At 62.9% G+C, this 25404-nt stretch carries 23 protein-coding genes; 14 read left to right on the top strand and 9 right to left on the bottom strand.

What is annotated here, in order from left to right; translation table 11 throughout:
• Positions 1-172 precede the first annotated feature (172 nt).
• On the bottom strand, positions 173-1024 hold the full coding sequence (locus tag VE009_RS00320; protein WP_325005384.1) for a serine/threonine protein kinase: 852 nt from the start codon (positions 1022-1024) through the stop codon (positions 173-175).
• A 170-nt stretch (positions 1025-1194) separates the two neighbouring features.
• Positions 1195-1449 (bottom strand): hypothetical protein, encoded by a 255-nt coding sequence (locus VE009_RS00315; RefSeq protein WP_325005383.1) that lies wholly within the window; start codon positions 1447-1449, stop codon positions 1195-1197.
• A gap of 180 nt (positions 1450-1629) precedes the next feature.
• On the opposite strand from VE009_RS00315, the gene VE009_RS00310 reads away from it, so the two are divergent.
• The gene (locus tag VE009_RS00310) at positions 1630-2088 is read left to right on the top strand and encodes a hypothetical protein (protein ID WP_325005382.1); all 459 of its coding nucleotides are present in this window, start codon (positions 1630-1632) and stop codon (positions 2086-2088) included.
• 140 nt (positions 2089-2228) lie between these two features.
• Here VE009_RS00310 and VE009_RS00305 read toward each other — a convergent pair whose 3' ends face one another.
• The 4 genes from VE009_RS00305 to VE009_RS00290 form a co-directional block, all read right to left on the bottom strand.
• Positions 2229-3455, bottom strand: coding sequence for an RluA family pseudouridine synthase (locus VE009_RS00305; RefSeq protein WP_325005381.1), 1227 nt, complete (start codon positions 3453-3455; stop codon positions 2229-2231).
• A gap of 72 nt (positions 3456-3527) precedes the next feature.
• Positions 3528-4310, bottom strand: a complete 783-nt coding sequence (locus tag VE009_RS00300) for an undecaprenyl-diphosphate phosphatase (RefSeq protein ID WP_325005380.1) — start codon at positions 4308-4310, stop codon at positions 3528-3530.
• Between the two features lie 27 nt (positions 4311-4337).
• On the bottom strand, positions 4338-5246 hold the full coding sequence (sigJ, locus tag VE009_RS00295) for an RNA polymerase sigma factor SigJ (protein ID WP_325005379.1): 909 nt from the start codon (positions 5244-5246) through the stop codon (positions 4338-4340).
• A gap of 12 nt (positions 5247-5258) precedes the next feature.
• Positions 5259-6446, bottom strand: coding sequence for an NAD(P)/FAD-dependent oxidoreductase (locus tag VE009_RS00290; RefSeq protein ID WP_325005378.1), 1188 nt, complete (start codon positions 6444-6446; stop codon positions 5259-5261).
• Positions 6447-6671: 225 nt separating this feature from the next.
• On the opposite strand from VE009_RS00290, the gene VE009_RS00285 reads away from it, so the two are divergent.
• The 6 genes from VE009_RS00285 to VE009_RS00260 all read left to right on the top strand — a co-directional run bounded on the left by VE009_RS00285 (position 6672) and on the right by VE009_RS00260 (position 11966).
• Positions 6672-7379 (top strand): DNA alkylation repair protein, encoded by a 708-nt coding sequence (locus VE009_RS00285; RefSeq protein ID WP_325005377.1) that lies wholly within the window; start codon positions 6672-6674, stop codon positions 7377-7379.
• A 69-nt stretch (positions 7380-7448) separates the two neighbouring features.
• Positions 7449-8111, top strand: a complete 663-nt coding sequence (locus VE009_RS00280; RefSeq protein ID WP_325005376.1) for a serine/threonine protein kinase — start codon at positions 7449-7451, stop codon at positions 8109-8111.
• 34 nt (positions 8112-8145) lie between these two features.
• Positions 8146-9075 carry a DUF72 domain-containing protein gene (locus VE009_RS00275; RefSeq protein WP_325005375.1) on the top strand — a complete coding sequence of 310 codons (930 nt, stop codon included), beginning with the start codon at positions 8146-8148 and terminating at the stop codon, positions 9073-9075.
• Between the two features lie 297 nt (positions 9076-9372).
• Complete coding sequence (gene gdhA, locus VE009_RS00270; protein ID WP_325005374.1) at positions 9373-10749, top strand: NADP-specific glutamate dehydrogenase; 1377 nt, start codon at positions 9373-9375, stop codon at positions 10747-10749.
• Between the two features lie 142 nt (positions 10750-10891).
• Positions 10892-11617: a pirin family protein gene (locus VE009_RS00265; protein WP_325005373.1), complete on the top strand. Its 726-nt coding sequence runs from the start codon at positions 10892-10894 to the stop codon at positions 11615-11617.
• 19 nt (positions 11618-11636) lie between these two features.
• Positions 11637-11966: a hypothetical protein gene (locus tag VE009_RS00260; RefSeq protein WP_325005372.1), complete on the top strand. Its 330-nt coding sequence runs from the start codon at positions 11637-11639 to the stop codon at positions 11964-11966.
• Between the two features lie 50 nt (positions 11967-12016).
• Here the strand turns inward: VE009_RS00260 and VE009_RS00255 are convergent, their stop codons facing one another.
• Both VE009_RS00255 and VE009_RS00250 read right to left on the bottom strand, forming a co-directional pair.
• Complete coding sequence (locus VE009_RS00255) at positions 12017-12472, bottom strand: DinB family protein (protein ID WP_325005371.1); 456 nt, start codon at positions 12470-12472, stop codon at positions 12017-12019.
• Positions 12473-12550: 78 nt separating this feature from the next.
• Entirely contained in the window at positions 12551-13831 is a 1281-nt protein-coding gene (locus VE009_RS00250; RefSeq protein WP_325005370.1) for an MFS transporter, read from the bottom strand.
• 202 nt (positions 13832-14033) lie between these two features.
• Here VE009_RS00250 and VE009_RS00245 point away from each other — a divergent pair, with 202 nt between their 5' ends.
• Positions 14034-14873 (top strand): aldo/keto reductase, encoded by an 840-nt coding sequence (locus tag VE009_RS00245; protein ID WP_325005369.1) that lies wholly within the window; start codon positions 14034-14036, stop codon positions 14871-14873.
• A 299-nt stretch (positions 14874-15172) separates the two neighbouring features.
• On the opposite strand, the gene VE009_RS00240 is transcribed toward VE009_RS00245, so the two are convergent.
• A complete protein-coding gene (locus tag VE009_RS00240) occupies positions 15173-17209 on the bottom strand; it encodes a 5'-nucleotidase C-terminal domain-containing protein (protein WP_325005368.1) in 2037 nt (678 codons plus the stop codon).
• A gap of 239 nt (positions 17210-17448) precedes the next feature.
• Between VE009_RS00240 and VE009_RS00235 the strand changes: the two genes are divergently transcribed.
• From VE009_RS00235 to uvsE, 6 genes are all read left to right on the top strand, one after another.
• Entirely contained in the window at positions 17449-18933 is a 1485-nt protein-coding gene (locus tag VE009_RS00235) for a catalase (RefSeq protein WP_414694747.1), read from the top strand.
• 42 nt (positions 18934-18975) lie between these two features.
• Positions 18976-19251, top strand: coding sequence for a hypothetical protein (locus VE009_RS00230; protein ID WP_325005366.1), 276 nt, complete (start codon positions 18976-18978; stop codon positions 19249-19251).
• 353 nt (positions 19252-19604) lie between these two features.
• On the top strand, positions 19605-21350 hold the full coding sequence (locus VE009_RS00225; RefSeq protein ID WP_325005365.1) for an ABC transporter ATP-binding protein: 1746 nt from the start codon (positions 19605-19607) through the stop codon (positions 21348-21350).
• 64 nt (positions 21351-21414) lie between these two features.
• Positions 21415-23547, top strand: a complete 2133-nt coding sequence (locus VE009_RS00220) for an ABC transporter ATP-binding protein (RefSeq protein WP_325005364.1) — start codon at positions 21415-21417, stop codon at positions 23545-23547.
• Positions 23548-23673: 126 nt separating this feature from the next.
• Positions 23674-24207 carry a DUF420 domain-containing protein gene (locus tag VE009_RS00215; protein WP_325005363.1) on the top strand — a complete coding sequence of 178 codons (534 nt, stop codon included), beginning with the start codon at positions 23674-23676 and terminating at the stop codon, positions 24205-24207.
• A gap of 143 nt (positions 24208-24350) precedes the next feature.
• Positions 24351-25310: a UV DNA damage repair endonuclease UvsE gene (gene uvsE / locus VE009_RS00210; protein ID WP_325005362.1), complete on the top strand. Its 960-nt coding sequence runs from the start codon at positions 24351-24353 to the stop codon at positions 25308-25310.
• Positions 25311-25404: the final 94 nt, after the last annotated feature.

The raw sequence follows: 25404 nt of genomic DNA, 5'->3' as shown, positions 1-25404 counted from the left end.
AGATGCTCCTCTCGTCCTCGCAGAAGAAGCACCATGGACCGCATTACGGGGGAGGGTACAAGAAGTTCAGCAGCAGCGACCATTTCCACAAGCCGACGCACGGCGTACCCCCGAAGCACAATCAATACGGTCACGGGTATTATAAGAAGAAGGGCTATTCCAGCTATAGCAGTTAACCCGCGCAAGCGAGGATCGCGGCGTCGACGTCGCGGCGCATCTCGTCGGCAGAGGCATAAGGCTGTTCCGTCATGAGCGACCGGCGGAGCAGCCTTTTCGTATCCGGGGCGAGCGTCGACAATTCTTCCTCCCAGCTGCGCTCCTCCCGGGCTTCAGGATAAGAGCTGTATAGCAGAAAAAGAAGCAGGTGCCCCATCGCGTAAAAATCGCTCGACACGTCGACGCGGCGGCGCAGCTTCTTCTCCATGGGATCGTCGTCCGCCACGTCGTCGGGCACCGGATCCGGCGCGCCGGGACGGAGCTCTCGCGCCAGCCCGAAGTCGATGAGGGAGACGCGCTCGCCGTCCAGGATGACGTTGGCGATCCGGATGTCGCGGTGCACGATGCCGGCCGCGTGCACGTCGGCGACGACGTCGAGCAAGCGTCGTAAGAGCGTTAGCGCCTCGGCTTCGGTAAACGTCCGCTCCTCCTCGAACAGCAGCTTCTCGAGGCTGATTCCCGGGACGTATTCCATCGCGAAGCAGAACGCCCCGCGGTAGCGGAACCGGTCGATCAGCCGCGGCACGGCGGGGTGCCGAAGCCGCTCGAGCATCGCGGTCTCGAGGCTGTACACCGCTTCGGTGCGGACCGCGCCGCCGCGCAGCGGCTGGACGTGCTTTAAGACGCAAAGCCGGTCGCCCGCGCGACGGTCCTTGCACAAGTAAGCGAGGCCGTAGCTGCCTTCGCCGATGGGCTTCACAATCGTATACCGGTTTTTCACGACCGCGCCGGGCCGGAACCAGGACAGCACGCGCCGCCGCTTCCAGCCGTTCCACACGCGGGCCGCGGAGTTCTTCCATGTCGGCATGTTCGCTTCACCCCTCTTCTACCAGTGTACTGGAGGAGCCCCGCGGAATGCCAGTCGGCGCAAGAGATTTCGGTGAAATCTTTCCGACGGACGGCCGAGCCTCGGCGAATGCAAAAGAAGGGACTGCGACGGTCGCCCGTCGGAGTCCCTTTTTGTTCGTCGTCGTCGGTTTACTGCAGCGATTGGAGATTTTCCTGTTCTTCCTGCAGCTCGCTCCGCGCCAGCTGCGCCGCGCCTTGGTTGCTCTTCTCCTCGGCTTGGTCGACGGCTTGCTGCGCCTTCGCGAGCGAGTTGTTCGCCTGCTCGATCTGCTGCTCGCTCGGGTGCGATTGCGCCATCGCGACGGCGTTGTGCAGATGGTCGAGCGATTGCTGCGCCTGGGCGTTCGGGTTTTGCGGCTGCATGCTGTTGCCTTGGTTTTTCATCGGTTGGATTCTCCTCCGTAGTGGATGTTCGGGAGCTCCGGGAAGGAATTCCTTCTATAGTTTCTGTAACAGGCGCCCAATTATGCGGGGAGTCGCCGCCGACGGACCGAAATCGGCCGCGAACCGCGAACGTTATGGCAATTCCGCCGGCTCTTCCGGCGATTCGAGGAGGAACGCGCGATGAACGAACAGAACGAACGCCATCATCCGGGCGCCGGCGGCGCAGGCGAGGAGCGGCTGCCGCCTTCGCCGCGCCGGCCTCATGAATCGTACCGCCCCCAATATTTCGTCGAAGACGACCGCAGTTATTATATGTATCCGACGGAGCCGTTCGGCTCGAGAAGGGAAGCGCACGCGAAGCCGAAGCCTTGGTATAACCAACGCTGGGTGCTGGCGCTGGCGCTGTCGATCGGCGTCGCGGCGATCGTGTTCGCCTTGACGGGCTTGATGCAGGAAGTCACCGGCGTGAGCGAGTCGATCCGGGAGCAGACGGCCGCGATCGAGGAACAGACGTCGGCGCTCGCGGGCATCGAGCGCGCCGTCGCGGACTTGACCGACGCCGTGGCGGTCGGCTTCGAACGCTTGATCGACGAAATCCGGAGCGCCGCCTCGCAGATCGGCGGCGGCGGCTCGGCGTAACCGTTGCAATGCGAAAAACCTCCCCTCGCGGCTCGCCCGGGACCCGACGATCGGGTTTCCCGGCGGAAGCGGGGGGAGGTTTCTTCGTTCGTTACGTCGTCGGCGTTCGGTATTTCGTCGGCGTTCGGTTCGTCGCCGGGTTAGCGTACGGGCTTCCGGCCCGGCTCCCGCAGCGCGCGGAGCGCGGCGGCGAAGTCGTCGGGCAGCTGCGCGTGTACGCTGAGCCGATCCCCGGTCCACGGGTGCGGCCAGACGAGCTTCTCGCCGTGCAGCGCCTGACGCTGCATGATCGGGCGATGGCCGCCGTACAAGCCGTCGCCCGCGATCGGGTGCCCGAGGTGAGAGAGGTGCACTCGGATTTGATGCGTGCGGCCGGTTTCGAGCCGCAGCCGCACGAGGGTGTGATCGGCGAACCGCTCGATCACCTCGTATCTTGTGACCGCGCGTTCGCCGGTCTCGCTTACCCGCCGCCGCGTCGAGTGGTGGCGGTCCTGGCCGATGGGCGCGTCGATGACGCCCTTGTTGTCCCGGATGACGCCTTCCGCGAGGGCGGTGTAAATCCGCTCGATGCGCTTCTCGCGCATCGCCGCGTCGAAGACGTAGTGCGCCAGCTCGTTCTTGGCGTACAGCACCGGTCCGGTCGTATCTTTGTCGAGCCGGTGAATATGACGAACGCGGCACGCTTGGTTCGTCATGTCGTAGTACGCGGCCACGCCGTGCGCGAGCGTGCCGCGCTGGCCCTTGGCGCTCGGATGCACTTCGATGCCGTCCGGCTTGTTGACGACGAGACAGAAGTCGTCCTCGTACAGGATGTTCAGCTCCATCCATTCGGGCTCGAATTCGGGGCGCTCCTCCGGGAACAGCTTCAGCCGCAGCAGCTTGCCCTGCCGCTGGACGCCGTTCACGCTGATGAGACGCCCGGCGACCTTGGCCGGAATCGGCAGCAGCCGCATGAGGCCGTTCAGCGGCACTGCCGCCAGCGTCTCGGGCAGCTTCATCTCGTACCATTCGCCCTTGCGCTTCGCCGCGTTCGGCTGGAGCCCCGCCGCGGCAGCCGCCGGAATCGGGGCGCCGGCCGAGCCGAAGCCTGGCGCGGAGCCGCGTCCCCGGGCGTCGGCTGCGAGCGGCGCCGCGCCGCGGCCCCGGCCGTACGGATTCCCGCTAGGGCGTTCCACGCGCTCGCCGCGCGGCCCTCTGCCGCCTGGCTGCGAACCCGGCTTGCCGCTCGGCTGCAACCCTGGCTTGCCTCCCGGCTGCGGTCCCGGCTTGCCTCCGCCGCGCCGCCCGGTTCTCTCCTGCGGTCCCGCCGGGCCGCCGCCTCGCCGTCCGCCTCGTTCTTGTTGCCCGCGACCACTACGCGCCGCCACAAAACCACCGCTTCCTCATGAAATATTGCTCTTATTGTAACGAAGCGGAGGAGGCGGTTCAACTCGGCCCGGTCACCACTTGCCGAACAGCTGCGCCGCGATGATCACGAGGCCGAGCGCCCAGACGTAGACGGCGAACACTTTGAGGGAGCCGCGCTTCAAGAAATCGATCATCCACCGGACGGCGAGGTAGCCGAATACGGCGGAGGCGGCCGCGCCGATAGCGAGCGCTCCGAGGCCGATCGATTCGCCCGCGCTGCCGTCGACGAGGTGCGCGCCCTGCATGACGACGCCGCCGAGGATGGCGGGAATCGACAGCAGGAACGAGAAATACGCCGCCGTCGCGCGGTCGAGCTTCCGCAGCAGGCCGCCGACGATCGTCAGGCCCGAGCGGGACAGGGCGGGCATGATCGCGCCCGCTTGGAACGCGCCGATGACGAGGGCGTCCGCGTAGGTGATGTCCTGCATGCGCTTGCGCCCGTCGCGAATGCGGTCGGCGAACCAGAGGAAGACGCCGGTCGCGAGAAACTCCCAGCCGATCGTCGCGCCGCTGACCGAGATCGCTTCGAAGAAGTCTTCGAAGAGCAGCCCGACGACGACGGCCGGAATCGTGCCGACGGCGAGCAGCATGCTCGTGCGGCCGAACGGCCGCCGCAGCACGTCGAGCAGCTCCGTTCGGTAGTAGAAGACGACGGCCGCGAGCGTGCCGACATGCAGCATCGTGTCGAGAAACAAACCGGCCTCCTGCAGCCCGAACGCATGGCGTCCGAGCGCGAGGTGGCCGGTGCTGCTGATCGGCAAAAATTCCGTCAGCCCTTGAATGAGTCCGAGGAGAAACGCTTCGATCCAGGACATGCTCCACCCCGTTTGTCCGTAGTGGTACTAGGGTATTCGCAGGGCGGCGGAAACATGTCTCAGTTTGTCCGGGTTCCGGACGATGTAGATGTCATGAACAGCGCCGTCCGCGCCGAACGCGAACGTCATCACGTTGCTCACGCTGCTGCCTTCAAGCACGACGAGGCCGGGGCCGCCGTTGACAGGGACGGGGATGAAGGAATACTTGCCGGGCGCTTCCGCCGCTTTGCGCATCAAGCCGCCGAGGAACGCGGCCACGCGGTTGCGGGAAACGATCGGCACCGGGGCGGCGAACGCTTTCCCGCCGCCGTCCGACAGCAGGACGACGTCCGGCGCAAGCCGCTGCATGAGCGGCTCGAGATTGCCGCTGCTCGACGCTTGATGGAACGCTGCAAGCAGTTCCGACGCGAAGGCGAAGGCGGCTTGCGGCGCGGCGTCCGCCGGCCGCTCGGCGTCCAGCTTCGCGCGGACGCGGCTGACGATTTGCCGCACGTTCGCTTCCGTTTTATCGATCATGCCGGCGATGTCGGCATATTCGAAGCCGAACGCCTCGCGCAGCACGAAGACGGCGCGCTCGACGGGCCGCAGCTTCTCCATCAGCAGCAACATAGCGAACGACAGCGTCTCATCCTCTTCCACGGCGGCGGCAGGGTCGCGCTCCAACGCGACGAGCGGCTCCGGAAGCCACGGACCGAAATACGTTAACCGCCGCGCCCGAGCCGAGCGAGCGAGGTCGGTGCACCGGTTGACGGTCATTCGGCACAAGTACGCCTTCGGATGCTCCAAATGTTGCGCTTCCGGCGGACGCCGCGCCCACTGGAGGAAGACGTCTTGAACGACGTCCTCCGCCTCGGCTCTTAATCCGGTCATGCGGTATGCGATTGAAAACAGAAGAGGCCTATACTTCACATACAAATCGTCCGTCGTTTCGACCATGCGCCACGCTCCTTATTTCATTAAGCTTCCCGCATTCCAAGTGTATTCACGAACTTTCCCGCCCAGCGCGCCGCCGACCGTAAAGTCGACGCCCCAATGGCGAATCCAGGCGAAGCCTTCGCCGTCGCCGAGGTCGACGCAGTACTGCTGGCGCGTCGCCGCGCGGTACGGCTCGGCGGGCCGGCCGGCGATGTCGGCGAGCAGCACTTTGCCGAGATGCTGCGCTTCCTGAATCGCCTCGCGGCACGTCATGCCGGCTTCGACGCCCGCGGCGTCGACGATATGCGCGTTGTCGCCGATGGCATATATCGTATCATAGCCGCCGCGAACCCGAAACCGCGCGTCGGCGATCAGCCGTCCGGCGTCGTCCGTCGGGAGACCGAGCGTGCGGACCGCCGGATTCGGATCGACCCCGATCGTCCAAATCGTGCAGCCGGACGGCAGGCGCCGGCCGTCGGACAGCTCCGCGAAGCCGTCTCCGGCGTCGCGCGCCACGCGCGCGTTCCGGACGATACGCACGCCGATCGCGCGCATCTTCGCCTCGAGCCTCTCGGCCGCGCCGTCCGTCATGAGCGGCACGAGCCGGTTGCCGCTGAGCACAAGCGTCACGCGAGGCAGCTCGACGGGCAGGGCGAGCGCCGCCGCCTGCCGCTTCATCGCCTTCATCAATTCGGCGGCCGTCTCGACGCCGCTGATGCCGCCGCCCGCGACGACGACGGCCGCGAGCGCCGCCCGCCGCTCGGGATCGTGCTCGCCCGCCGCCGCGGCGAGGTTCGCCTCGACGAGGCGGCGGATGCGCTCCGCCTCTTCCTCGCCGCGCAGCGCGATGCCGCCCGCGCCTTCCGGCGCGCCGCGGACGACGCTGCCGAGCGCGAGCACGAGCCGGTCGTACGGCAGCGACCGCTCCGTCCCGTCCGGTTCCGCGTACCGGACCCGCCGCGCCGCAGCGTCGACGCCGAGGCAGCGCCCCTGCACGACGGCCGCTTCGCCCGCCCCGAACATCGCCTCCCACGACACCCGGAGTTCCGTCGGCACCGCCGCCGCCTGCACGAGGCGAACCTTTTTGAGATGGTACGCTTTTTCGTCCAGCAGCACGACCCGAACCGGAACGCCGCTCCGTTCGCTTTCCGCCTTGACCGCCCTCACCGTATGAATGCCCGCATAACCGCCCCCGACGACGACAACCGTATGCTCCTTCATCGAAATCGCTCCTTTTTTTTTGTTTGCCTCTGTAACGAGAAGGCCTGCATTTTTGTGACAACGGGGCGAAACGGGGGAAGTTGGAGCGGGCCTCGCCGCCGGCATCATCGCATATCGGGGTCCTTTTTCTACCGGAATGCAAGTTGCCGAACCACAAGACGCCGACTCGCGCTATAATCGGTATCATGATGGCAGACACGGCCGAGCGGGAGGAATCGAAACGATATGACGTACGAAGAAGTCATGAGCGCACTCGAGGCGATGGCTGACGAGCGGACGAAGCGAACGTATCTGAACCACGGAGCGAAGGAGCCGCTGTTCGGGGTGAAAATCGGCGACCTGAAGAAGCTCGCCAAAACCGTGAAGAAGGACCAGGCGCTGGCCGTCCGGCTGTTCGATTCCGGCAACAGCGACGCGATGTACTTGGCCGCCCTGTCGATCGATCCCAAGCGCACGACGAAGGAGCAGTTGACGCGGTGGGTCCATGCGGCGAATTGGTACATGCTCGCGGAGAGCGCCGTGGCGTGGGTCGCGGCGGAAAGCCCGTTCGCGCTCGAGCTCGCTCGCGGCTGGATCGAGGCGGAGGGGGAGCTGACCGCCGCCGCCGGGTGGAGCGTCTACGCAAGCTATCTCTCGATCGCGCCGGACGAGACGCTGGCGATGGACGAGATCGCGGGGCTGCTGGCGCGCGCGCGTTCGTCGGTGCACGAGGAGCGGAACCGGGTGCGGTACGCGATGAACGGCTTCGTCATCGCCGTCGGCTGCTACGTGCCGGCGCTGCATGGGGAGGCGGCCGCGGCGGCGGCGGCCATCGGCAAGGTGGACGTCAACGTCGGGAACACGGCCTGCAAGGTGCCGCTCGCGTCCGAGTATATCGAGAAGGTCGCGCGAATGGGACGGGTGGGCCAAAAGAAGAAAACATGCATATGCTGAAACAGGTCCGGCGAAAGGAATGCCCGGCTTTCGGGCGGAATGTTACAATAGGTTCGGGCGGTGATACCAATGGACGCATTTTTGGAACTTATATATAAAGATCTGATTCCTGGCTTCCGCGCGGACAGCCCGGATCCTCACGACCCCGTCGTCGTGTCGGAGCTGCCTGCGCCTTGGAAGCTGTTGGGCCGGGGCAATTACGCGGCCGTCGTCGCCCATCCCGATTACCCGGATCGCGTGGTGAAGCTGTACGCGCCGGGCAAGGAAGGCTGGGAGGACGAGGTCGAGGTGTACCGTCGGCTCGGTAAACACGAGGCGTATTCGGAATGTCTGCATGCCGACCGCGCGCGGCGATTTCTCGTATTGAAACGGCTGTACGGCAAGACGTTGTACGAATGCGTGCAGAAGGGCGTGCGCATCCCGAAGCGCGTCGTCGACGATATCGACGAAGCGCTCGATTATGCCCGCGAACGCGGGCTGAACCCGCACGACGTGCACGGCAAGAACGTCATGGTGACCGATGAGGGACGGGGCGTCGTGGTCGACGTGTCCGACTTCCTGAAGCCGGAACCCTGCCACATGTGGCGGGACCTGAAGCGCGCGTACCATCGGCTCTATGTGCCGTTCATGCATGACAATCCCGTGGCGGTTCCGGATCCCCTCATGAACGGCGTGCGCAAAGGGTACCGCTTCCTGCGGAAGAGCCGGAAGCTGTGGGGGAGCGAATCGTGAAGACGCCGGAGCGAAGGAGGAAGGGGGAAGGCGCATGAGTTCGGCGAAGGAGCGCGTCGCCGTCGGCCTCGCCGGCTGGGGCGGGCACGATACGGTGACGCCGCCGGGAACGCCCGCGGGCCGCAAGCTGGCGTTGTACGCGAAGCATTTCGCGGTCGTCGAGGTCGACAGCTCCTTCTACGGTATTCCTTCCCCCGACACGGTGCGCCGCTGGGTGGAGGAGACGCCGCCCGGCTTCGGCTTCGTCGTGAAAGCGTACCAGGAGATGACGGGACACGACCGAGATTCGGGGCGGCGCGCGATCGGCAGGCTGCTGACGGGGGAGCGGCCCGCGGCCGCGGCGGGAGCCGGGGACCGGAACGAGGACGACGAAGCGGCGCTGTTCGCCGCGTTCCGCGCGGCGTTCGAACCGATGGAGCGGTCCGGGAAGCTGCGGGCGTACTTGTTCCAATATCCGCCGTGGTTCGACTGCACGCGTGACAACGTGGCGGCGCTGCGGCGGGCGAAATCGCTCATGGGGGGGGCGCCGCTCGCGCTCGAATTTCGCCACCAAAGCTGGTTCGCGTCCGACATGCGCGCGAAGACGCTCGCGTTCATGGAGCGCGAAGGGTGGATGCACAGCGTGTGCGACGAGCCGCAGGCCGGCCTCGGCTCGGTGCCGCTCGTGCCGGTGCCGACGCATCCGGAGCGGACGATCGTTCGGTTCCACGGGCGCAACGCTGCGCATTGGCAGACCGGCGGCCGCGCCGACTGGCGAGCGGTGCGGTATTTGTACGATTACAACGACGAAGAGCTGCGCGAGTGGGTCGGCATCCTGGAGCGGATGCTGGAATCGACGCAGGCGATCGACGTTATTTTCAACAACAACTCCGGCGGCCACGGCGCGGGCAACGCGAGGCGGCTCATGGCGATGCTCGGACAAGCCCCCGGCGAGCCGCCGCCGGAGCAAATGTCGCTGTTTTGACGGAATGTTCGATCGGCATCGGGAACCGTAGGGGGAAAGTGTATGGGAACTCCCCTGCTCCTTAAAGATAATAAGCCCCCGAGAGGGCTCTCTCAAATTGTTACATGCACTCTGCTTTGGCTCACCCCTTCAGTCGGAGGTTGTGTTAAATAATGGGTTTCACTTGCGGTTCGTTAAGGAGATAGAGCGGGCTCGAAAATTTCCATTGAAGGGGCTTTCATGGATAAGGAAAAAGCCATATAATTAAACTTGTCATTTCATGTAAGATATAAATGGGAAGGGTGGCCTTTCGTTCCGATGAACCCAATGTACGACGAGCAGAACGTAGCGGGCGCTAGGAAATACGTTCAAGAAGTTTACGAAACCGTGGTGAATCGAAACCCGCATGAACGGGAATTTCATCAAGCGGTGAAAGAAATTTTCGATTCGCTGGTCCCGATTTTGGCGAAAGTGCCCGAGTATCGGCAACTGGGTATCCTTGAGAGGATCTCGGAACCGGAGCGACTGATCACCTTCCGGGTGCCTTGGGTGGACGACAGCGGTAAAGTGCAGGTGAACCGCGGTTTTCGGGTGCAGTTTAACAGCGCTTTAGGTCCTTACAAGGGCGGTCTGCGGTTTCATCCGTCCGTCAACGCCAGCATTATTAAATTTCTCGGCTTCGAACAAATTTTCAAAAACTCGCTAACCGGTCAGTCGATCGGGGGCGGGAAAGGCGGATCGGATTTCGACCCTAAGGGGAAATCGGACGGCGAAATCATGCGTTTCGCGCAAAGCTTCATGACAGAACTATACAAGTACGTCGGTCCGGATCTGGACGTGCCGGCGGGCGACATCGGAGTCGGCGCCAGAGAAATCGGCTTTATGTTCGGGCAGTACAAGCGAATTCGCGGCGGATACGAAGCGGGCGTTTTCACAGGAAAAGGCATCGGGTACGGAGGAAGTTTGGCTCGAAAAGAAGCGACGGGGTACGGAACGGTTTATTTTGTCGATGAAATGCTGCAATCGAAAGGGCTTAGCTTCGACGGAGCCAAAGTCGTCGTCTCCGGGTCGGGAAACGTCGCGATTTACGCGATTCAAAAGGCGACTCAATTCGGGGGCAAGGTAGTCGCGTGCAGCGATTCCGACGGCTTCGTTTACGACGAGCACGGAATCCGCTTCGAGACGGTGCAGCGGTTGAAAGAAGTCGAAAGAAAGCGAATCAGCGAATACGTAAAGGAGCACCCGCACGCTATCTATGTGGAGGGCTGCGAAAAGATTTGGTCGATTCCTTGCGACATTGCGCTGCCGTGCGCAACGCAGAACGAAATCGACGAGAAGGCCGCAAAACTGCTTGTCGCCAATGGCGTGAAAGCGGTCGGCGAGGGGGCGAATATGCCGTCAACGTTGGAGGCGATCGACGTCTTCCATAACGCCGGCGTTCTTTTCGCTCCGGCGAAAGCGGCGAACGCCGGGGGCGTCGCCGTTTCCGCCTTGGAAATGTCCCAAAACAGCATGCGCTTTTCCTGGAGATTCCACGAAGTCGACGACAAACTCCGGGAGATCATGAAGAACATCTATAAGGACAGCATTCAGGCGGCCGAAGAGTTCGGGTATCCGAACAACTTGGTGGTCGGATCGAATATCGCCGGATTCCGGAAAGTCGCGGATGCGATGATCGCCCACGGCATCATTTAATCGATATCTTATACGGACACTCGAGGTTTTGCGCCTCGGGTGTTTTTTGTTGTTGCGCAGGGGAGGCCGGCTCCCGTACGGGGCCGGCTTTTCGCGCGTCCGCGGAAAGGGTACAATAAGGGAAGAAATGGAGGGACCGCGAGTGATCCACGTATATCCGAAGCATACCCGGTACAGTCAGGACCACGGCTGGCTGCAGTCGAACTTCAGCTTTTCCTTCGGGGACTATTTCGACGAGAACAATTCGAAATTCGGACCGATGCGCGTGTGCAACGATGATACGGTAGCCCCGCGGCGAGGCTTCGGCGCGCATCCGCACGCGGACATGGAGATCGTGTCGGTCGTGCTGAGCGGGAAGCTGCGGCACGAGGACAGTCTCGGCAACGTGGCGGTGACCGGCTTCGGCGAAGTGCAGCGCATGACGGCGGGAACGGGCGTCATCCATACGGAGGCGAATCCGTCCGACGACGAGCCGGTCAATTTGCTCCAAATGTGGTTCGAGCCGGAGCGGAGAGGGCTGCCCCCGTCGTACGAAACGTCCGCGTTCGACGTGGATGCGCTGAGGGAGGGGCTCGTGCCGATCGTGTCGCGGGACGGCGGCGCAGGCGTCGCGAGAATCCACCAAGACATGACGATCTATTTGTCGAGGCTTCCGGCGGGAGAGTCGCTCGAATTTTTGCAGGAGCGGGATCGGCGGGCGTTCCTGTTCGTTATCGAGGGATCGATGTACGTCGCGAACGCGGCGGATCCGACGGAGACGGCGGCGCTGGCCGCGAGAGACACGGCGCGCATTACGGAGACGCCGGACTTGAAACTGACGGCTGCGGGCGGGGGAGAATCGTTCTTCCTGCTGATCGATTTGCCGTAACCCGGGAGGCGCGAACGACATGCAGGGCAGATTGTTGATCAAGCACGCCGTCGGCGGCCGCACGTTCGTCGATTCGGCGAAGGGCGGAACGCCGTTCGAGGCGAAGGAGCTGCCGGATGGGGCGGGCTGGGCGTTCGAGGTGCGGCTGGCCGCGGGCGAGGCGGCGGACGAGATCGTGAAATGGCGGAACGAATTGAACGTATTCGTGTTCGAGGAAGACCGGCAGCCGGTCGTGAAGCATTGGTTTTACGCGGACGGCGGCAGCGTCGCGTACGACGAGCCGGCGGGCGTGCTGCGGCTCCGTGCGGCATCGAAAATCGAGTACGTGCCGGACGAATATACGTGGTAATGCAGAAGCCGCTCGGGTTGGCCGAGCGGCTTCGTTGCGTCGTTATTCGGTTACTGCCGGTCCCGGACGAACACGATGTAATCGACGGGGGTCGGCTCGAGGCCGGCGGTGCGCAGGCGGGCGTTGATTTGCCCGCGGTGGTAGCTGCCGTGCAGGAAGACGTGCGTCAGGATGTCGTTGACGGACGTTCGGAATGGCTCGCCGGCGCTGTTCTTGTATTCGACCATGCGGGAGAAGTCGTCGACGCACGCAAGGAACGCTTCGTATTTCGGCAGCGTCTCTTCCGATTGCGCAACAGCCGTCGCGACGTCCCACTCCGGGAACAGCGGCGCGACGAAGCTGTCTCCGCCGGTCAGCCGCGAGAGCCAGTTCATCTCCGCGGTGACGATATGCGCGTACCAGCGCACCGCTTCCGCCGGCGGGTTCTCCGCTTCCGCCAGCGCCTTACCGATTTTCCGGTCCGCCCAAGCCATATGCTGCAACATGCTTTCGAACGTCGTTGTCATTCGTATCGCCTCCGTTTTTTCCAAAATATCACACTTGCGCTCTTTCGTGTGAACGAATTTTATTTGCGCGGCGAGAGCTTACGGCGATACCGCCGCAGGCGGCTTGCGCTTCGCCTCCCGGCCGTATAACGCGAAGGCGGCGGCGACCATGAAGGCGAGGAAGAGCGCCCCTGCGCCGAACATGGCCGGAACCGGAAGATCGCCGAAGCCGAGCGCGCCGATCGAGGAGGAGCCGATGCAGAACAGCGTAAAGCTCAAAATGTTGAGGGAGTACACTTTGCCGGTGTATTGCGGTTCGGACATCGTCTGGATCGCCGTCAGCAGCGGGATGCCGATAACGGGGCCGCCGACGCCCGCCGCGGCGGCGCCGAGGCAGACGAGCCACGGGACGTCGGACCCGGCGGCGATGACCGCGTACCCGGCCGCGAGGAACAGCCATCCCCCGACGACGGCGTGGAACGGCTTCGCGACGGGGAGGCGCGTCATGACGAGGCTGCCGAACAAATTGCCGGCGCCGTAGCAGCCGACGATGACGCCGAGCCAGCCGCTCCCGCCGCCTTCGGCCGCCGCGGACGCGGCGCCGCCGGAGAGGTTCGCGGCGAGCACCGGGAAGCCGACGGTCCACAGCACCTGCCAGGCGAGAAAGCCCATGTTGCCGAAAACGAGCGTGTAAAGCAGCGGCCGATTCGACCGCAGCGATCGGTACGCATCCCGAATGTCGCGGGCGTATCGGCCGGGCGTCATCCGTTCGGGAAGCCCGTCGACGGCGCGGGCGGGCGGCGCCGGCGGATCGCCGGCCGCGGCGACGAACCAGGCGGAGGCGGCGTAAGCCAAGGCGTTGACCAGAACGAGCCAATGGAGCGGCACGAAGGCGGCGAGCGCGGCGACCGCCATCGGGGCGCCGATGCGGATCGCCCGGAACGTCGTGTCCTGCAGCGCGTTCGCTTGGTTCATCAGCTCCGGCGGGACGAAGGCGCGGAGCGCGACCGTGCGGGCGGGGGCGAACAGAGCGACGAACAGGCCGATGCCGAACTGAATGGCCATGAACCATCCTAGCGAACCGACGCCGCTCGCCATCAAGGCGAAGACGGCTCCCACGAGGACGAACCGGGCGAGATCGGAGCGGATCATGAGCGCCCTGGGGGAGGCGCGGTCGGCGACGGCGCCGAACAGCAGCGTGAACAGCAGACCGGCGGCCATCTCGGGAATCGTGAACAAGCTGAGCGCGGACGGCGAACCGACCTGCTGCAGCAAATACCAAATGAGCGCGATCGAATAAAACTGATCGCCGACGTTGGAGGCGATTTGCGCGAGCCACAGCCGGACGAAGGGACGATTGCGGCGCAGGGAAGGGTGCATGGACGGCCTCGTTTCCGTAAATTCTTTGTTCGATTATTATCGAACAGTGGTTGAAAATAGTATAGCGGATGGCGGAGCGAGGGTAAACGGGCAGTTTGCGCGCATCGGACGCAGGGTCGGGCCGCGGCATTTTCCTTTTCTAGGCAAGTTTGCTATAGTTTAATAGGGCATGCCCCTATATTGAATAAAGGAGCGGATCCGGATGACGGCAATCGCAACACATCTCGCGGACACGGTGACGTTGAACAACGGCGTCAAGATGCCATGGCTCGGTTTGGGCGTATGGCGGGTGGAAGAAGGGCCTACGGTCGAACAATCGGTCGCGGCGGCGATCGCGAACGGATATCGGAGCATCGACACGGCGGCGGTGTACGGCAACGAAGCAGGCGTCGGCAAGGCGGTGCGGGAGAGCGGCGTCAAGCGGGAGGAGCTGTTCATCACCACGAAGGTGTGGAACGCGGATCAAGGCTACGACAGCACGCTGCGGGCGTACGAAGCGAGCCTCGAGCGTCTCGGCCTCGACTACGTCGACCTGTATCTCGTGCATTGGCCGGTCAAGGGCAAGTATCGCGAAACGTGGAAGGCGCTCGTGAAATTGTACGAGGACAAGCGCGTTCGCGCCATCGGGGTCAGCAACCATCATATTCATCATTTGAACGATATTATCGAAGATACGGGCGTCGTGCCGGCCGTCAACCAGGTGGAGTTCCATCCGCTGCTGACGCAGAAGCCGCTGCTCGCCTATTGCAACGAGAAGGGCATCCGGATGGAGGCGTGGAGCCCGCTCATGCAGGGCAACAACCTCGACCATCCGACGCTCGTGTCGCTGGCGCAGAAATACAACAAGACGCCGGCGCAAATCGTCATTCGTTGGGATTTGCAGAACGGCGTCGTCACGATTCCGAAATCGACGAAGGAAGCGCGCATCAAAGAGAACGCGAACGTGTTCGATTTCGAGCTAAGCGCCGAGGACATGCAGGCGATCGACGCGATCAACGAAAATCGCCGCTTCGGGTCCGACCCGGACAACTTCAATTTCTAAAAGCAGCGATCGAAAAGAATATCGGTTTATTCCTACAGAAGTGCGCGGCGATGCTTGCCGCGCGCTTTTTGCATTTTGCCGCGCGCGTATCCGCCCGCCTGCCCGCCCGCACGAGCCTTCAGCCCACCTTCAGCCCACCTTCAGTCGCTCCTCAGTCGCGTCGTACGACTTCGAGCAGGCGCGCCGCGACCTCGACCGGCTCGAAGCGAAGGCGCGGCGCGCGGCGTAATAAATGCAAAACAGGCTGCACCCGGTCCGATGTCGGACAGGGCTGCAGCCTGATTTTTCGTAACGCGGCGTTATTCGGTTATAGCGTTGTACAGCAGGATCGCGAAGTCGCCGCGCGTGATCGCCGCGTTCGCGTCGCCCGCGATGGACGGCGCCTTGCCGAACGCGCGCTCCAGCACGAGCGCCGCTTGCCCTTTCGTCAGAGCGGCGATCGGGCCGAAGCGGCCGTCCGGCATGCCGAGGAAGATGCCCTCGCTTTTCGCCGCGAGCACTTCTTGCGCGAATGCGTGGTCGGCCGGCACGTCGCGGAACGCCGCGGCCGCTTCCGGCAGCTCCAGCTTGAGCGCGCGAGCGAGCCAAACCGCCGCGTCGAGGCGCGTGACCGAATCCTTCGGCAAGAATCGGTCGCCCCCCGCTGACAATTCCGGGAACACGTTCATCGTCGACAGCAGCTGAACGGCTTCATGCGCCGGATGGTCGGTGCCGAGATCGGCGTAGACGCGCGTAATTCGTCCCTCGACGGCCGGCGAGGCCGATTCGAGCGTCGCAAGGTACGAGGCGAACGCGTCGTAGTCGACGACGAACAGGTCCGTCTGGCGCCCTTCGTCCTTCGCTTTCTTGAATACCGCGTAGTTGTCGCCGCCGTCCGCCATGTAGGCGTTCGTCGCGACGGTGTATGTCGCATCGAGGTCGATCGGCGCGTACGAGCCGTCCTCGAGCGCGACCTTCACGTTCGATACGCGTTCGCCGGCGGGCTTCGCCAAATTGTACGAGAACGTCAGCCCCGCCACCTGCGGGAAGCGCCCCGCCCCTTCTTCGACGGTGGACACGCCGTTCTCGAGCGCTTCGACGATTTCGGCGCCGGTCAGGTCGAGCGTCACCATCGAGTTGCCGAACGGCATCACCGTCAGCACTTCGCCGAGCGTAATGTCGCCGGCGTCGATGGAGGCGCGGATGCCGCCGCCGTTCGTGATGGCGATCTCGGCGCCGGCCGGCGCCGCGGCGTGCAGCACCGCGTTGGCGATCAGGTTGCCGAGATTCGTTTCGCCGCGGCGCACCTGCGTCCGATCGCCGACGAGCGCGACGTCGGATTTGCCGACGACCGTCGACTTCATTTCCTCCAGCGGGCCTTGCAGCTCCTTCAGGCGCGCTTCGAACGCCTCGTCGCCTTGGATCAAATATTCTCCGGCTTCGTTCTTCGCGTCGAGATCGATCAATGCATATTCCCAATCCGTCAGTTCGCCGGCCTCGTCGAAGTTCGCGTCGAGGCGGCCGAGGCGCGAGCCGTACTCGCCGGTTTGGGCGATCAAGGTCGGCGCGTCGAACGCCTCGACGACGACCGCTTCGTCCAAGCGCGTATGCGAGTGGCCGCCGATGATGATGTCGATGCCTTCGACCGCTTCGGCGAGCGCGACGTCGTAGCTGTAGCCGAGGTGGGTCAGCGCGATAATTTTGTCGTACCCTCGGGCCGTCAGGTCGGCGACCGTCGCTTTCGCGGTTTCGATCTCGGCCTCGAAGACGATATGCTTGCCCGGGCTTGCCAGGAACGCCGTTTCCGGCGTCGTGAGGCCGAAGACGGCATATTGTTCGCCGCCGGCTTCGAGCACCGTCGCCGGATAAATCGAGGCGCCGGCCGCTTCGGCCGTCAGTTCGGTTTTCAGAAAGCCGCTCAATTCCGGCTCTTCACTATAATCGACGTTGGCGCTGACGATCGGGAACTCCGCTTTCTCTATGAAATCGGCGAGAACGGCGGGACCTTTGTCGAACTCGTGGTTGCCGGGAACCATCGCGTCGTAACCCATAGCGTTCATAAATTCCAAATCGGCGAGACCTTGATAGGAATTGAAGTAGAGCGTGCCGGAGAACACGTCGCCGGCGTCCAAGAGGACGGTATTCGGCGTTTCCCGGCGAATGTCTTGGATGGCGGACCAACGCCGTCCGACGTTGTCGAGATGCGCATGCGTGTCGTTGGTGAACAGAACGGTGATGTCGTGCGTTTCGGCGGCGTTCGCTTGCGGCGAGACGGTCAACAGTCCGGCCAGCAGGCTTGCTACGGCGGCGATCGCCCACGCTTTGCGCGGGGAGCTTCGGGGAACGCTGAATGGCATTGGGGATCCTCCTAAACTTTTCTATTAAAGCAATTACTCTATTAGCATACAACAAGATTAGGAAGCTGGCATTACCCGATCGCCGATTTCGGCGGCGCACGTAAAGCGGGGCGGCAAGTACAGAAAAAACGTCCTCATCAGTCGTTGACAATCGTTCTCAGTCAGTTTATAGTGATACTCAGATTATAATTATTTTAAATTAATAAAAATACTAACTTAACGAGGTGCATACGATGAGCATGAACGACCAACGTCCCCCGATGTTAACGACGAATCAAGGAATGCCCGTAGGCGACAATCAAAACTCCCGCACGGCGGGGCAGCGAGGACCCACGCTGCTTGAAGATTACCACTTGATCGAGAAGCTCGCCCACTTCGACCGCGAACGCATTCCGGAACGCGTCGTTCATGCCCGGGGCGCCGGCGCGCACGGGGTGTTCGTCCTGACGAACGGCATGAAACGGTACACGAAGGCGAAATTTCTGCAGGAGCCGGGGACGGAGACGCCGGTGTTCGTCCGGTTTTCCACGGTTATCCACGGGCAGGGATCGCCGGAGACGGCCCGCGACCCGCGCGGCTTCGCGACGAAATTTTACACGGAGGAAGGCAACTACGACTTGGTCGGCAACAACCTTCCGGTGTTTTTCATCCGCGACGCGATCAAATTCCCGGACATGGTCCACTCGCTGAAGCCCGCCCCGGATACGAACCTTCAGTCCGGCGACCGGTATTGGGATTTCATGAGCTTGACGCCGGAATCGACGCATATGATGACGTGGGTCATGTCCGACTTCGGGACGCCGGCGAACTACCGCGAGATGGAAGGCAACGGCGTACACGCGTTCAAGTGGATCAACGCGCACGGCAACTACGTGTACGTAAAATATAAGTGGGTGCCGCACCAAGGCGTCCGGAACTTGACACGGGAGCAAGCCAAAGCGGTGCAGGGAGAAGATTTCAACCACGCGACGAGAGACTTGTACGATAATATCAAAGCCGGCAACTTCCCGAAGTGGGACCTGTACGTGCAAATCATCGCTCCCGAAGATATGGACGGCTTCGATTTCGATCCGCTCGATCCGACGAAGCTGTGGCCGGAGGAGCTCGTCCCGCTGCAGAAGGTCGGCACGATGACGCTGAACCGCAATCCGGACAATTTCTTCGCCGAAGTCGAGCAAGTCGCCTTCGCGCCGAGCGCGCTCGTGCCGGGCATCGAGGCGTCCGAAGACAAGCTGCTGCAGGGCCGGCTGTTCTCGTATCCGGATACGCAGCGGTACCGTCTCGGCGCCAACTACTTGAACCTGCCGATCAACTGCCCGTACGCGCCGGTGCGCAACAACCAGCGGGACGGCCTCATGCAGACGAAGCAGAACCCGTCGCCCATCAACTACGAGCCGAACCGGCACGCGGATACGCCGAAGGAAGCGCCGGAATACCGCGACAGCCGGATGCCGCTCGAAGGGTTCGCCGGACGCGAGAACATCGCCAAGACGAACGACTTCGGCCAAGTGAGCTACACCTACCGCAAATTTACGAAGCAAGAACAGGACAACCTTGTGGCGAATTTGATCGACGAACTCGGCGCGGTGCACGAGCGGACGCGGCTGCTCGCGATCTGCAACTTCTACCGCGGCGACGCGGAGCTCGGACAGCGCATCGCGCAAGGTCTCGGCATCGATATTTCGGGATATTTGGCCCAGGCGGCGGCGGGGCGTCATTCCTAACGGACGGTCTCGCGGGCCCGCCGGTCGGAAGGAGGTGCGGCGATGGGCGCTCAGCGCGACCTGCAAACCGCCAAAGCGAAGCTGGAACGGCTTAGCATTCGACTGACGCCGCTCCGTTCGGCCGTGCTGGAAGCTATATATCAGGAGCCGGGGCGGCCCGCGGTCGACAAGCTGTACCGGCGGCTCGCTCCTGGGTTCCCGAAGCTGCAGCCGACGTCCGTGCGGAGCGCGGTCCACGTGTTCGACAAGCTCGGCGTCCTGCCGGAAGAGTCTCGGAACGCGGAGAACGGGTGGACGAACTGTAAAAAAATGTGTTGACACTGCCCGCGGGCGCATGGTAATTTACCACTTGTAAAACATTTTCCTAAAATTCTCAGTGAAGAGGAAGGAGTGATCGTTCATGATGCTGCAAATTGTCGCTCGCTTGCGTTTCGATTTCGGAACTATGGTTCGCAGCATGAACGTGATCTCCGCGATTCCGCTTCGGCGTCTCCGGCCTTACGCTCCTTTGGCGTAATCGGCTCGGCTACGTTAGAATCGAAATACGGCGCAGGTCACGAAGTTCATTCGTGGCGTGCGCTTTTTCATTTTCATTGGGGAATGAAGAAAGCACATCGCGCATGTCTGGCAGCCGCGGTGTGCTTTTTTTGCATAAGGGAAGGGGAGAACACATGTTATCCGTACTTGGCAAGTTGGGTTGGTTTTTCCGCTTGGAGTGGAAGCGCTACGCGATCGCCGTGCCGCTGCTGCTGTTCGTCGGCATCTTGGAAATCATTCCGCCGAAGCTGGTCGGCGACGCGATCGACTGGATGCAGCAGGGAACGATGACGCCCGCGAAGCTGACGGAGACGCTGCTGCTGTTCGGCGGCATCGCCGCGTTCGTGTACGTTGTGACGTACATATGGATGTACCAGCTGTTCGGCGGCGCCTTCGTCGTCGAGCGGCTGCTGCGGTCTCGGCTCATGCGCCATTTCCTCCGGCTGACGCCGACGTTCTATGAGAAGCATCGGACCGGGGACTTGATGGCGCGGGCGACGAACGACCTGAAGGACGTGTCCATGACCGCCGGCTTCGGCATTTTGACGCTCGTCGACTCCACCGTCTGGATGCTGACGCTGCTGGTCGTCATGGTGACGCTCGTGTCTTGGAAGCTGACGCTCGCGGCGATTTTGCCGCTGCCGATTTTGGCGATCTGCATTCAGGTGTACGGCAAGTGGATTCACGAACGGTTCAAGAAAGCGCAGGACGCCTTCGGGGATATGAACGACGGGGTGCTGGAGACGATCTCCGGCGTGCGGGTCATCCGGGCGTTCGTGCAGGAGCGGGCGGCGGAGCGCCGATTCGCGGGCGTGACACAGGACGTGCTCGACAAAAACATCGCGGTCGCCCGCATCGACGCGCTGTTCGAACCGACGATCAAAATCGTCGTCGGGCTCAGCTATTTGATCGGCATCGGGTACGGCGCGTACCTCGTGTTCCGGAGCGAGCTGACGGTCGGGGCGCTCGTCACGTTCAACGTTTACCTCGGCATGCTCATTTGGCCGATGTTCGCGATCGGCGAGCTGATCAACATCATGCAGCGGGGCAACGCGTCGCTCGACCGCGTCAACGAGACGCTTCGCTACGAGCCGGACGTCGTCGAGCATCCGCAGGCGAAGCGCGTCGAACGCGCGGGCGCGATCGAGTTCCGCGACGTCACGTTCCGGTACCCGACGTCGGAGCGCGACAATTTGGACCGCGTCTCCGTGAAGCTCGAGCCGGGGCAGACGCTCGGCATCGTCGGGCGCACGGGCAGCGGCAAGACGACGTTCGTCAAGCAGCTGCTGCGCGAATATCCGCTCGGCGAAGGATCGATCACCGTCGGCGGGGAACGCATCGACCGGATCGCTTTCGACGATTTGAAAGGCTGGATCGGCTACGTGCCGCAAAGTCCGTTCCTGTTCTCGCGCACCGTACGCGAAAATATTCTTTACGCGAAGGGCGAGGCGGGCGCGGACCGTCTCGAAGAGGCGATCGCGCTGTCCGCCTTCAAGAAGGATCTCGAGTTCCTTCCGAGCAAAATCGAGACGCTCGTCGGCGAGAAGGGCGTCGCGCTCTCCGGCGGTCAGAAGCAGCGCGTATCGATCGCGCGGGCGCTGCTCGCCGATCCGCAAATTTTGATTCTCGACGACGCCTTGTCCGCGGTCGACGCGAAGACGGAAGCCGAAATCATCGGCAACATTCGCCGCGCCCGAGAAGGGAAGACGACGCTGATCGTGACGCACCGGCTGTCGGCGGTGCAGCATGCGGACCATATCATCGTGCTGGACGACGGACGCATCGTCGAGGAGGGCACCCACGAAGAACTGCTGCGCCGCGGCGGTTGGTATAAGGAGCAGTTCGAGCGGCAGCAGGCGGAGTCGAGCGCGGCGGGGTAAGCGCGCCGCGCCCGACCGGCCGAACGCAGCAATTTAGTACATTAACGGGAGGGACGTTCCGCCCATGAATCAAGAAGATTTCGAGTGGGAGCTGGACCGCGACGCGGTCAGACGGGCAAAGCCCGGACGCCGGCTCTGGAAATATGCGCTTCATTATAAAACGACGATTCTCCTCGCGCTGGCGATGCTCGTCGTGGCGATCGGCACCGAGCTGGTCGGCCCGTTCATCGCCAAGCGGATGATCGACGTTCATATCGCGGGCATCGAGCAGCCGTGGTACCGCGTCGCGGCCGCGGACGAGGAGACGGCGCCGTACGGCGGCGCCCATTACAAGCGGGCGGACCGGTTCGAGCCGGGCGAGGAACGCGGCGAAGAGGCGCGCGTGCTGCAGATCGGGCGGAGCTTCGTGTTCGTGCCCGGCGGCATCGCCTTCGACGGCGAGCGGGAGCTGACCGCAGAGGGGCGCCTTGAGATCGTCCGCGACGGCGAACGCCGGGAATACGCGGCCGAGCCGCTGGACGCCGGGCAAGTGTTCGCGTTCTACCGGCCGGAAATCGCCGGCATTCTGCACCTGTCCTGGATTTACCTCGCTCTGCTCGCCGTGTCGGCGCTGTTCAGCTGGGGACAGCGGTACTACCTGCAGGCGTCCGCCAACCGGATCATCCGGAAGATGCGCGACGACGTGTTCGCGCACATCAACCGGCTGCCGATCCGCTACTTCGACAATTTGCCGGCCGGCAAAGTCGTCTCGCGCATCACGAACGATACGGAGGCGATCAAGGAGCTGTACGTCACGGTGCTCGCGAACTTTTTCTCGGGCAGCCTGTACATCTTAGCGATTCTGGGCGCGATGTTTTTCCTCGACGTTCGCCTGGCGCTGGTCAGCGCGCTTGTCCTGCCGATTCTCGGGCTGTGGATCGTCGTGTATCGGAAATTCGCGGCAGGCTACAACCGGGTCATTCGGTCGACGCTGAGCGAGATGAACGGCATGATCAACGAATCGATCCAAGGGATGCCGATCATCCAGGCGTTTCGCCGCGAGAAGCAGACGGAGCGGGAATTCGAGACGATGAACACCCGATATTTCGACTACCGGAACAAACTGCTCCGTCTGAACGCCATGACGTCGCACAATCTCGTCGGTCTGCTGCGGAACGTCGCGTTCATCGGCATGATCTGGTATTTCGGCGGCATCTCGATGCAAGGCGTCGAAGGGGCGGTGTCCCTCGGCGTGCTGTACGCGTTCGTCGATTACCTCAACCGGATGTTCCAGCCGGTCGTCAATATCGTCAATCAGCTGCCGAACCTCGAGCAGGCGCTCGTCAGCGCGGAGCGGGTGTTCGTGCTGCTGGACGAAGCCGGCGAGGACGTGGCGGACGAGAAAATGCCGCGCTACCGCGGCGACGTCGCCTTCGAGAACGTATGGTTCTCTTATAAGGAAGGCGAACCGGTGCTCAAGGGCGTGGCGTTCGAGGCGAAGCAGGGGCAGACGGTCGCGCTCATCGGCCACACGGGCTCGGGCAAAAGCTCGATCCTGAATCTGCTGTTCCGCTTCTACGATCCGGACAGCGGACGCATCACGATCGACGGCGTCGATATTCGCGGCTTGCCGCGCCAGACGGTGCGCAGCCATATGGGCATCGTGCTGCAGGACCCGTTCTTGTTCACGGGGACGATCCTCTCCAACGTCACGCTCGACAACCCGGCGATTTCGCGGGAAGCCGCGGAGAAGGCGCTGCGGGACGTCGGCGGCGAGCGGCTGCTCGCAGCGCTGCCGGGAGGAATCGACGAGCCCGTCATCGAGAAAGGCAGCACGCTGTCCGCCGGCCAGCGGCAGCTCATCTCGTTCGCGCGGGCGCTGGCGTACGACCCGGCGATCTTGATATTGGACGAAGCGACGTCCAACATCGATACGGAAACCGAAGCGATCATCCAAGAGGCGCTCGACGTCGTCAAGCAGGGCCGGACGACGTTCGTCATCGCGCATCGGCTGTCGACGATCAAGAGCGCGGACCTGATCCTCGTGCTCGACCGCGGCGAAATCGTTGAGCGCGGCTCGCACGACGAGTTGATGGCGCGGCGCGGCCGCTATTACCAAATGTACCTCCTGCAGCAAGGCGGAGGAGGGGAGGGGCGGGCGGTTGCGCCGTCCGTACCCGCGGACGCCGGTCCCGCGGTCGCCGCTCCGGGGCGATAACCGTTCGGGAGGCCGCCATAGGTGTGAATGTTTCGTTACAACGCCCGCGGACGTTTGCGTCCGCGGGCTTGTTTTCTTATGATGGGGAAGAACGAGTTCCATTTTAAGTGCAAAGGACGTGGAAACATGGCTCCCGTGGGCGAACGCAACTATACGCCGCTGATCGTGACGCTGTCGATCGCGATCAACGCCATCGTCGCCATCTTGTTTTTTCTGCCGGAGGCGGAAGGGCTCGACCATATCGATTGGACGATTCTTCCGATGCTGAACGCCATCTTCAACAGCTTCACCTTCGTCTTCCTGCTGGCGGCGCTGTACTTCATCAAACAGCGGAACATCAAGATGCACCGCAACTTCATTTTCGCCGCGTTCTCGTCGACGACGCTGTTCCTGCTGTCGTACGTAACGTACCATTACGCGACGGAATCGACCGCTTACGGCGGCGAAGGGTTTATCCGGTACGTCTACTTTTTCATCCTTATTACGCACATCCTGCTCGCGATCGCCATCGTGCCGCTCGCGCTCGTGACGACGGCGCGCGGACTTACGAACCAGACGGAGAAGCATCGCAAGATCGCCCGGTGGACGATGCCGATCTGGCTGTACGTCAGCTTGACCGGCGTCATCGTATACTTGATGATCTCCCCATATTACGCATAATGCAGGCGAGAAGCCGGTCCGGGAACGTTTCCGGGCCGGCTTTTTTTGTCGACGGCGGAAGGGCGTGCGGGTGAATTTGCCGGTTTGGGGCACATTATGAAGTGACTTCTACGGCTACGACGTGCACGGTTGGAGGAACGCGTATGGAAATCCGTCTAGGATACGTGTCTACGGCGCTTGCGCTGTTCAACAATACGCCGAGCTCCACCTTTACGTACAAACGGTTCAGCGCACTGCCCCGGGACGAAGCGATGGAACGGCTGCTGGACGTGGGGCGCAGCAATTTGGAAGCGTTGAAACGGATTCTCTACTACAACGCCGCGTACGGCGTGCGGCTGTTCCGGCTCAGCTCCGCGCTCATTCCGCTGGCGACGCATCCGGACGTGACGGTCGACGTTCGGGAACAATTCGGCGAACGGCTCGAAGAGCTCGGCGCATTCGCCCGCGCAGAAGGGATGCGGCTGTCGATGCATCCGAATCAGTTCACGCTGCTGAACGGCAGCGACAGCGTCGTCGCCGCCGCGATCCGCGATCTCGAGTACCATGCCGCCATTTTGGAATGCATGGGCATGGACGCATCGCACCCGATCAACATCCATATCGGCGGCGTTTACGGCGACAAGCCGTCCGCAATCACGCGGCTGTATGAGCAGCTTCCGCTCGTGCCGGAGCGGATTCGGTCGCGCCTGACGTTCGAGAACGACGACAAAACGTACACCCTCGAGGAGACGCTCGACGTCTGCGAGACGGTCGGCTGCCCGATGATGCTCGACCTGCATCACGATTTCTGCAATCCGTCGCCCGCCCCGGCGCTCGATTATTTGCCGCGCATCGCGGCTACGTGGGGGGAGCGGCCGATGAAGATGCACGTCTCTTCTCCGAAATCGGAGCAGGAATTCCGCTCGCACGCCGACGACGTCGAGCCCGGACCGCTGTTGGATTTCCTGAAGGGCTGCCTGGAATTCGGACTTCCGCGCATCGACGTCATGGTCGAAGCGAAGCGGAAAGATCTCGCCTGCTTTAAGCTTGTCGAGGCGCTGGCCGCGGTACGGGGCATTCGGCGGGTGGACGGCGCGGTGCTGCAGTGGGGGAAGAAGGGATGACTTCCCGGGAGTGTCAATTTGTGCTAAGATGGTGGGGCGAGCAAGTAATCTTAATATTCAACCAATGAACAGATCTCCGCCGGAGACCGTTGAC

The organism is Paenibacillus sp., assembly GCF_035645195.1.
Classification (GTDB): Bacteria; Bacillota; Bacilli; order Paenibacillales; family YIM-B00363; genus Paenibacillus_AE.
This window is presented reverse-complemented; position numbering and strand designations above follow the sequence as displayed.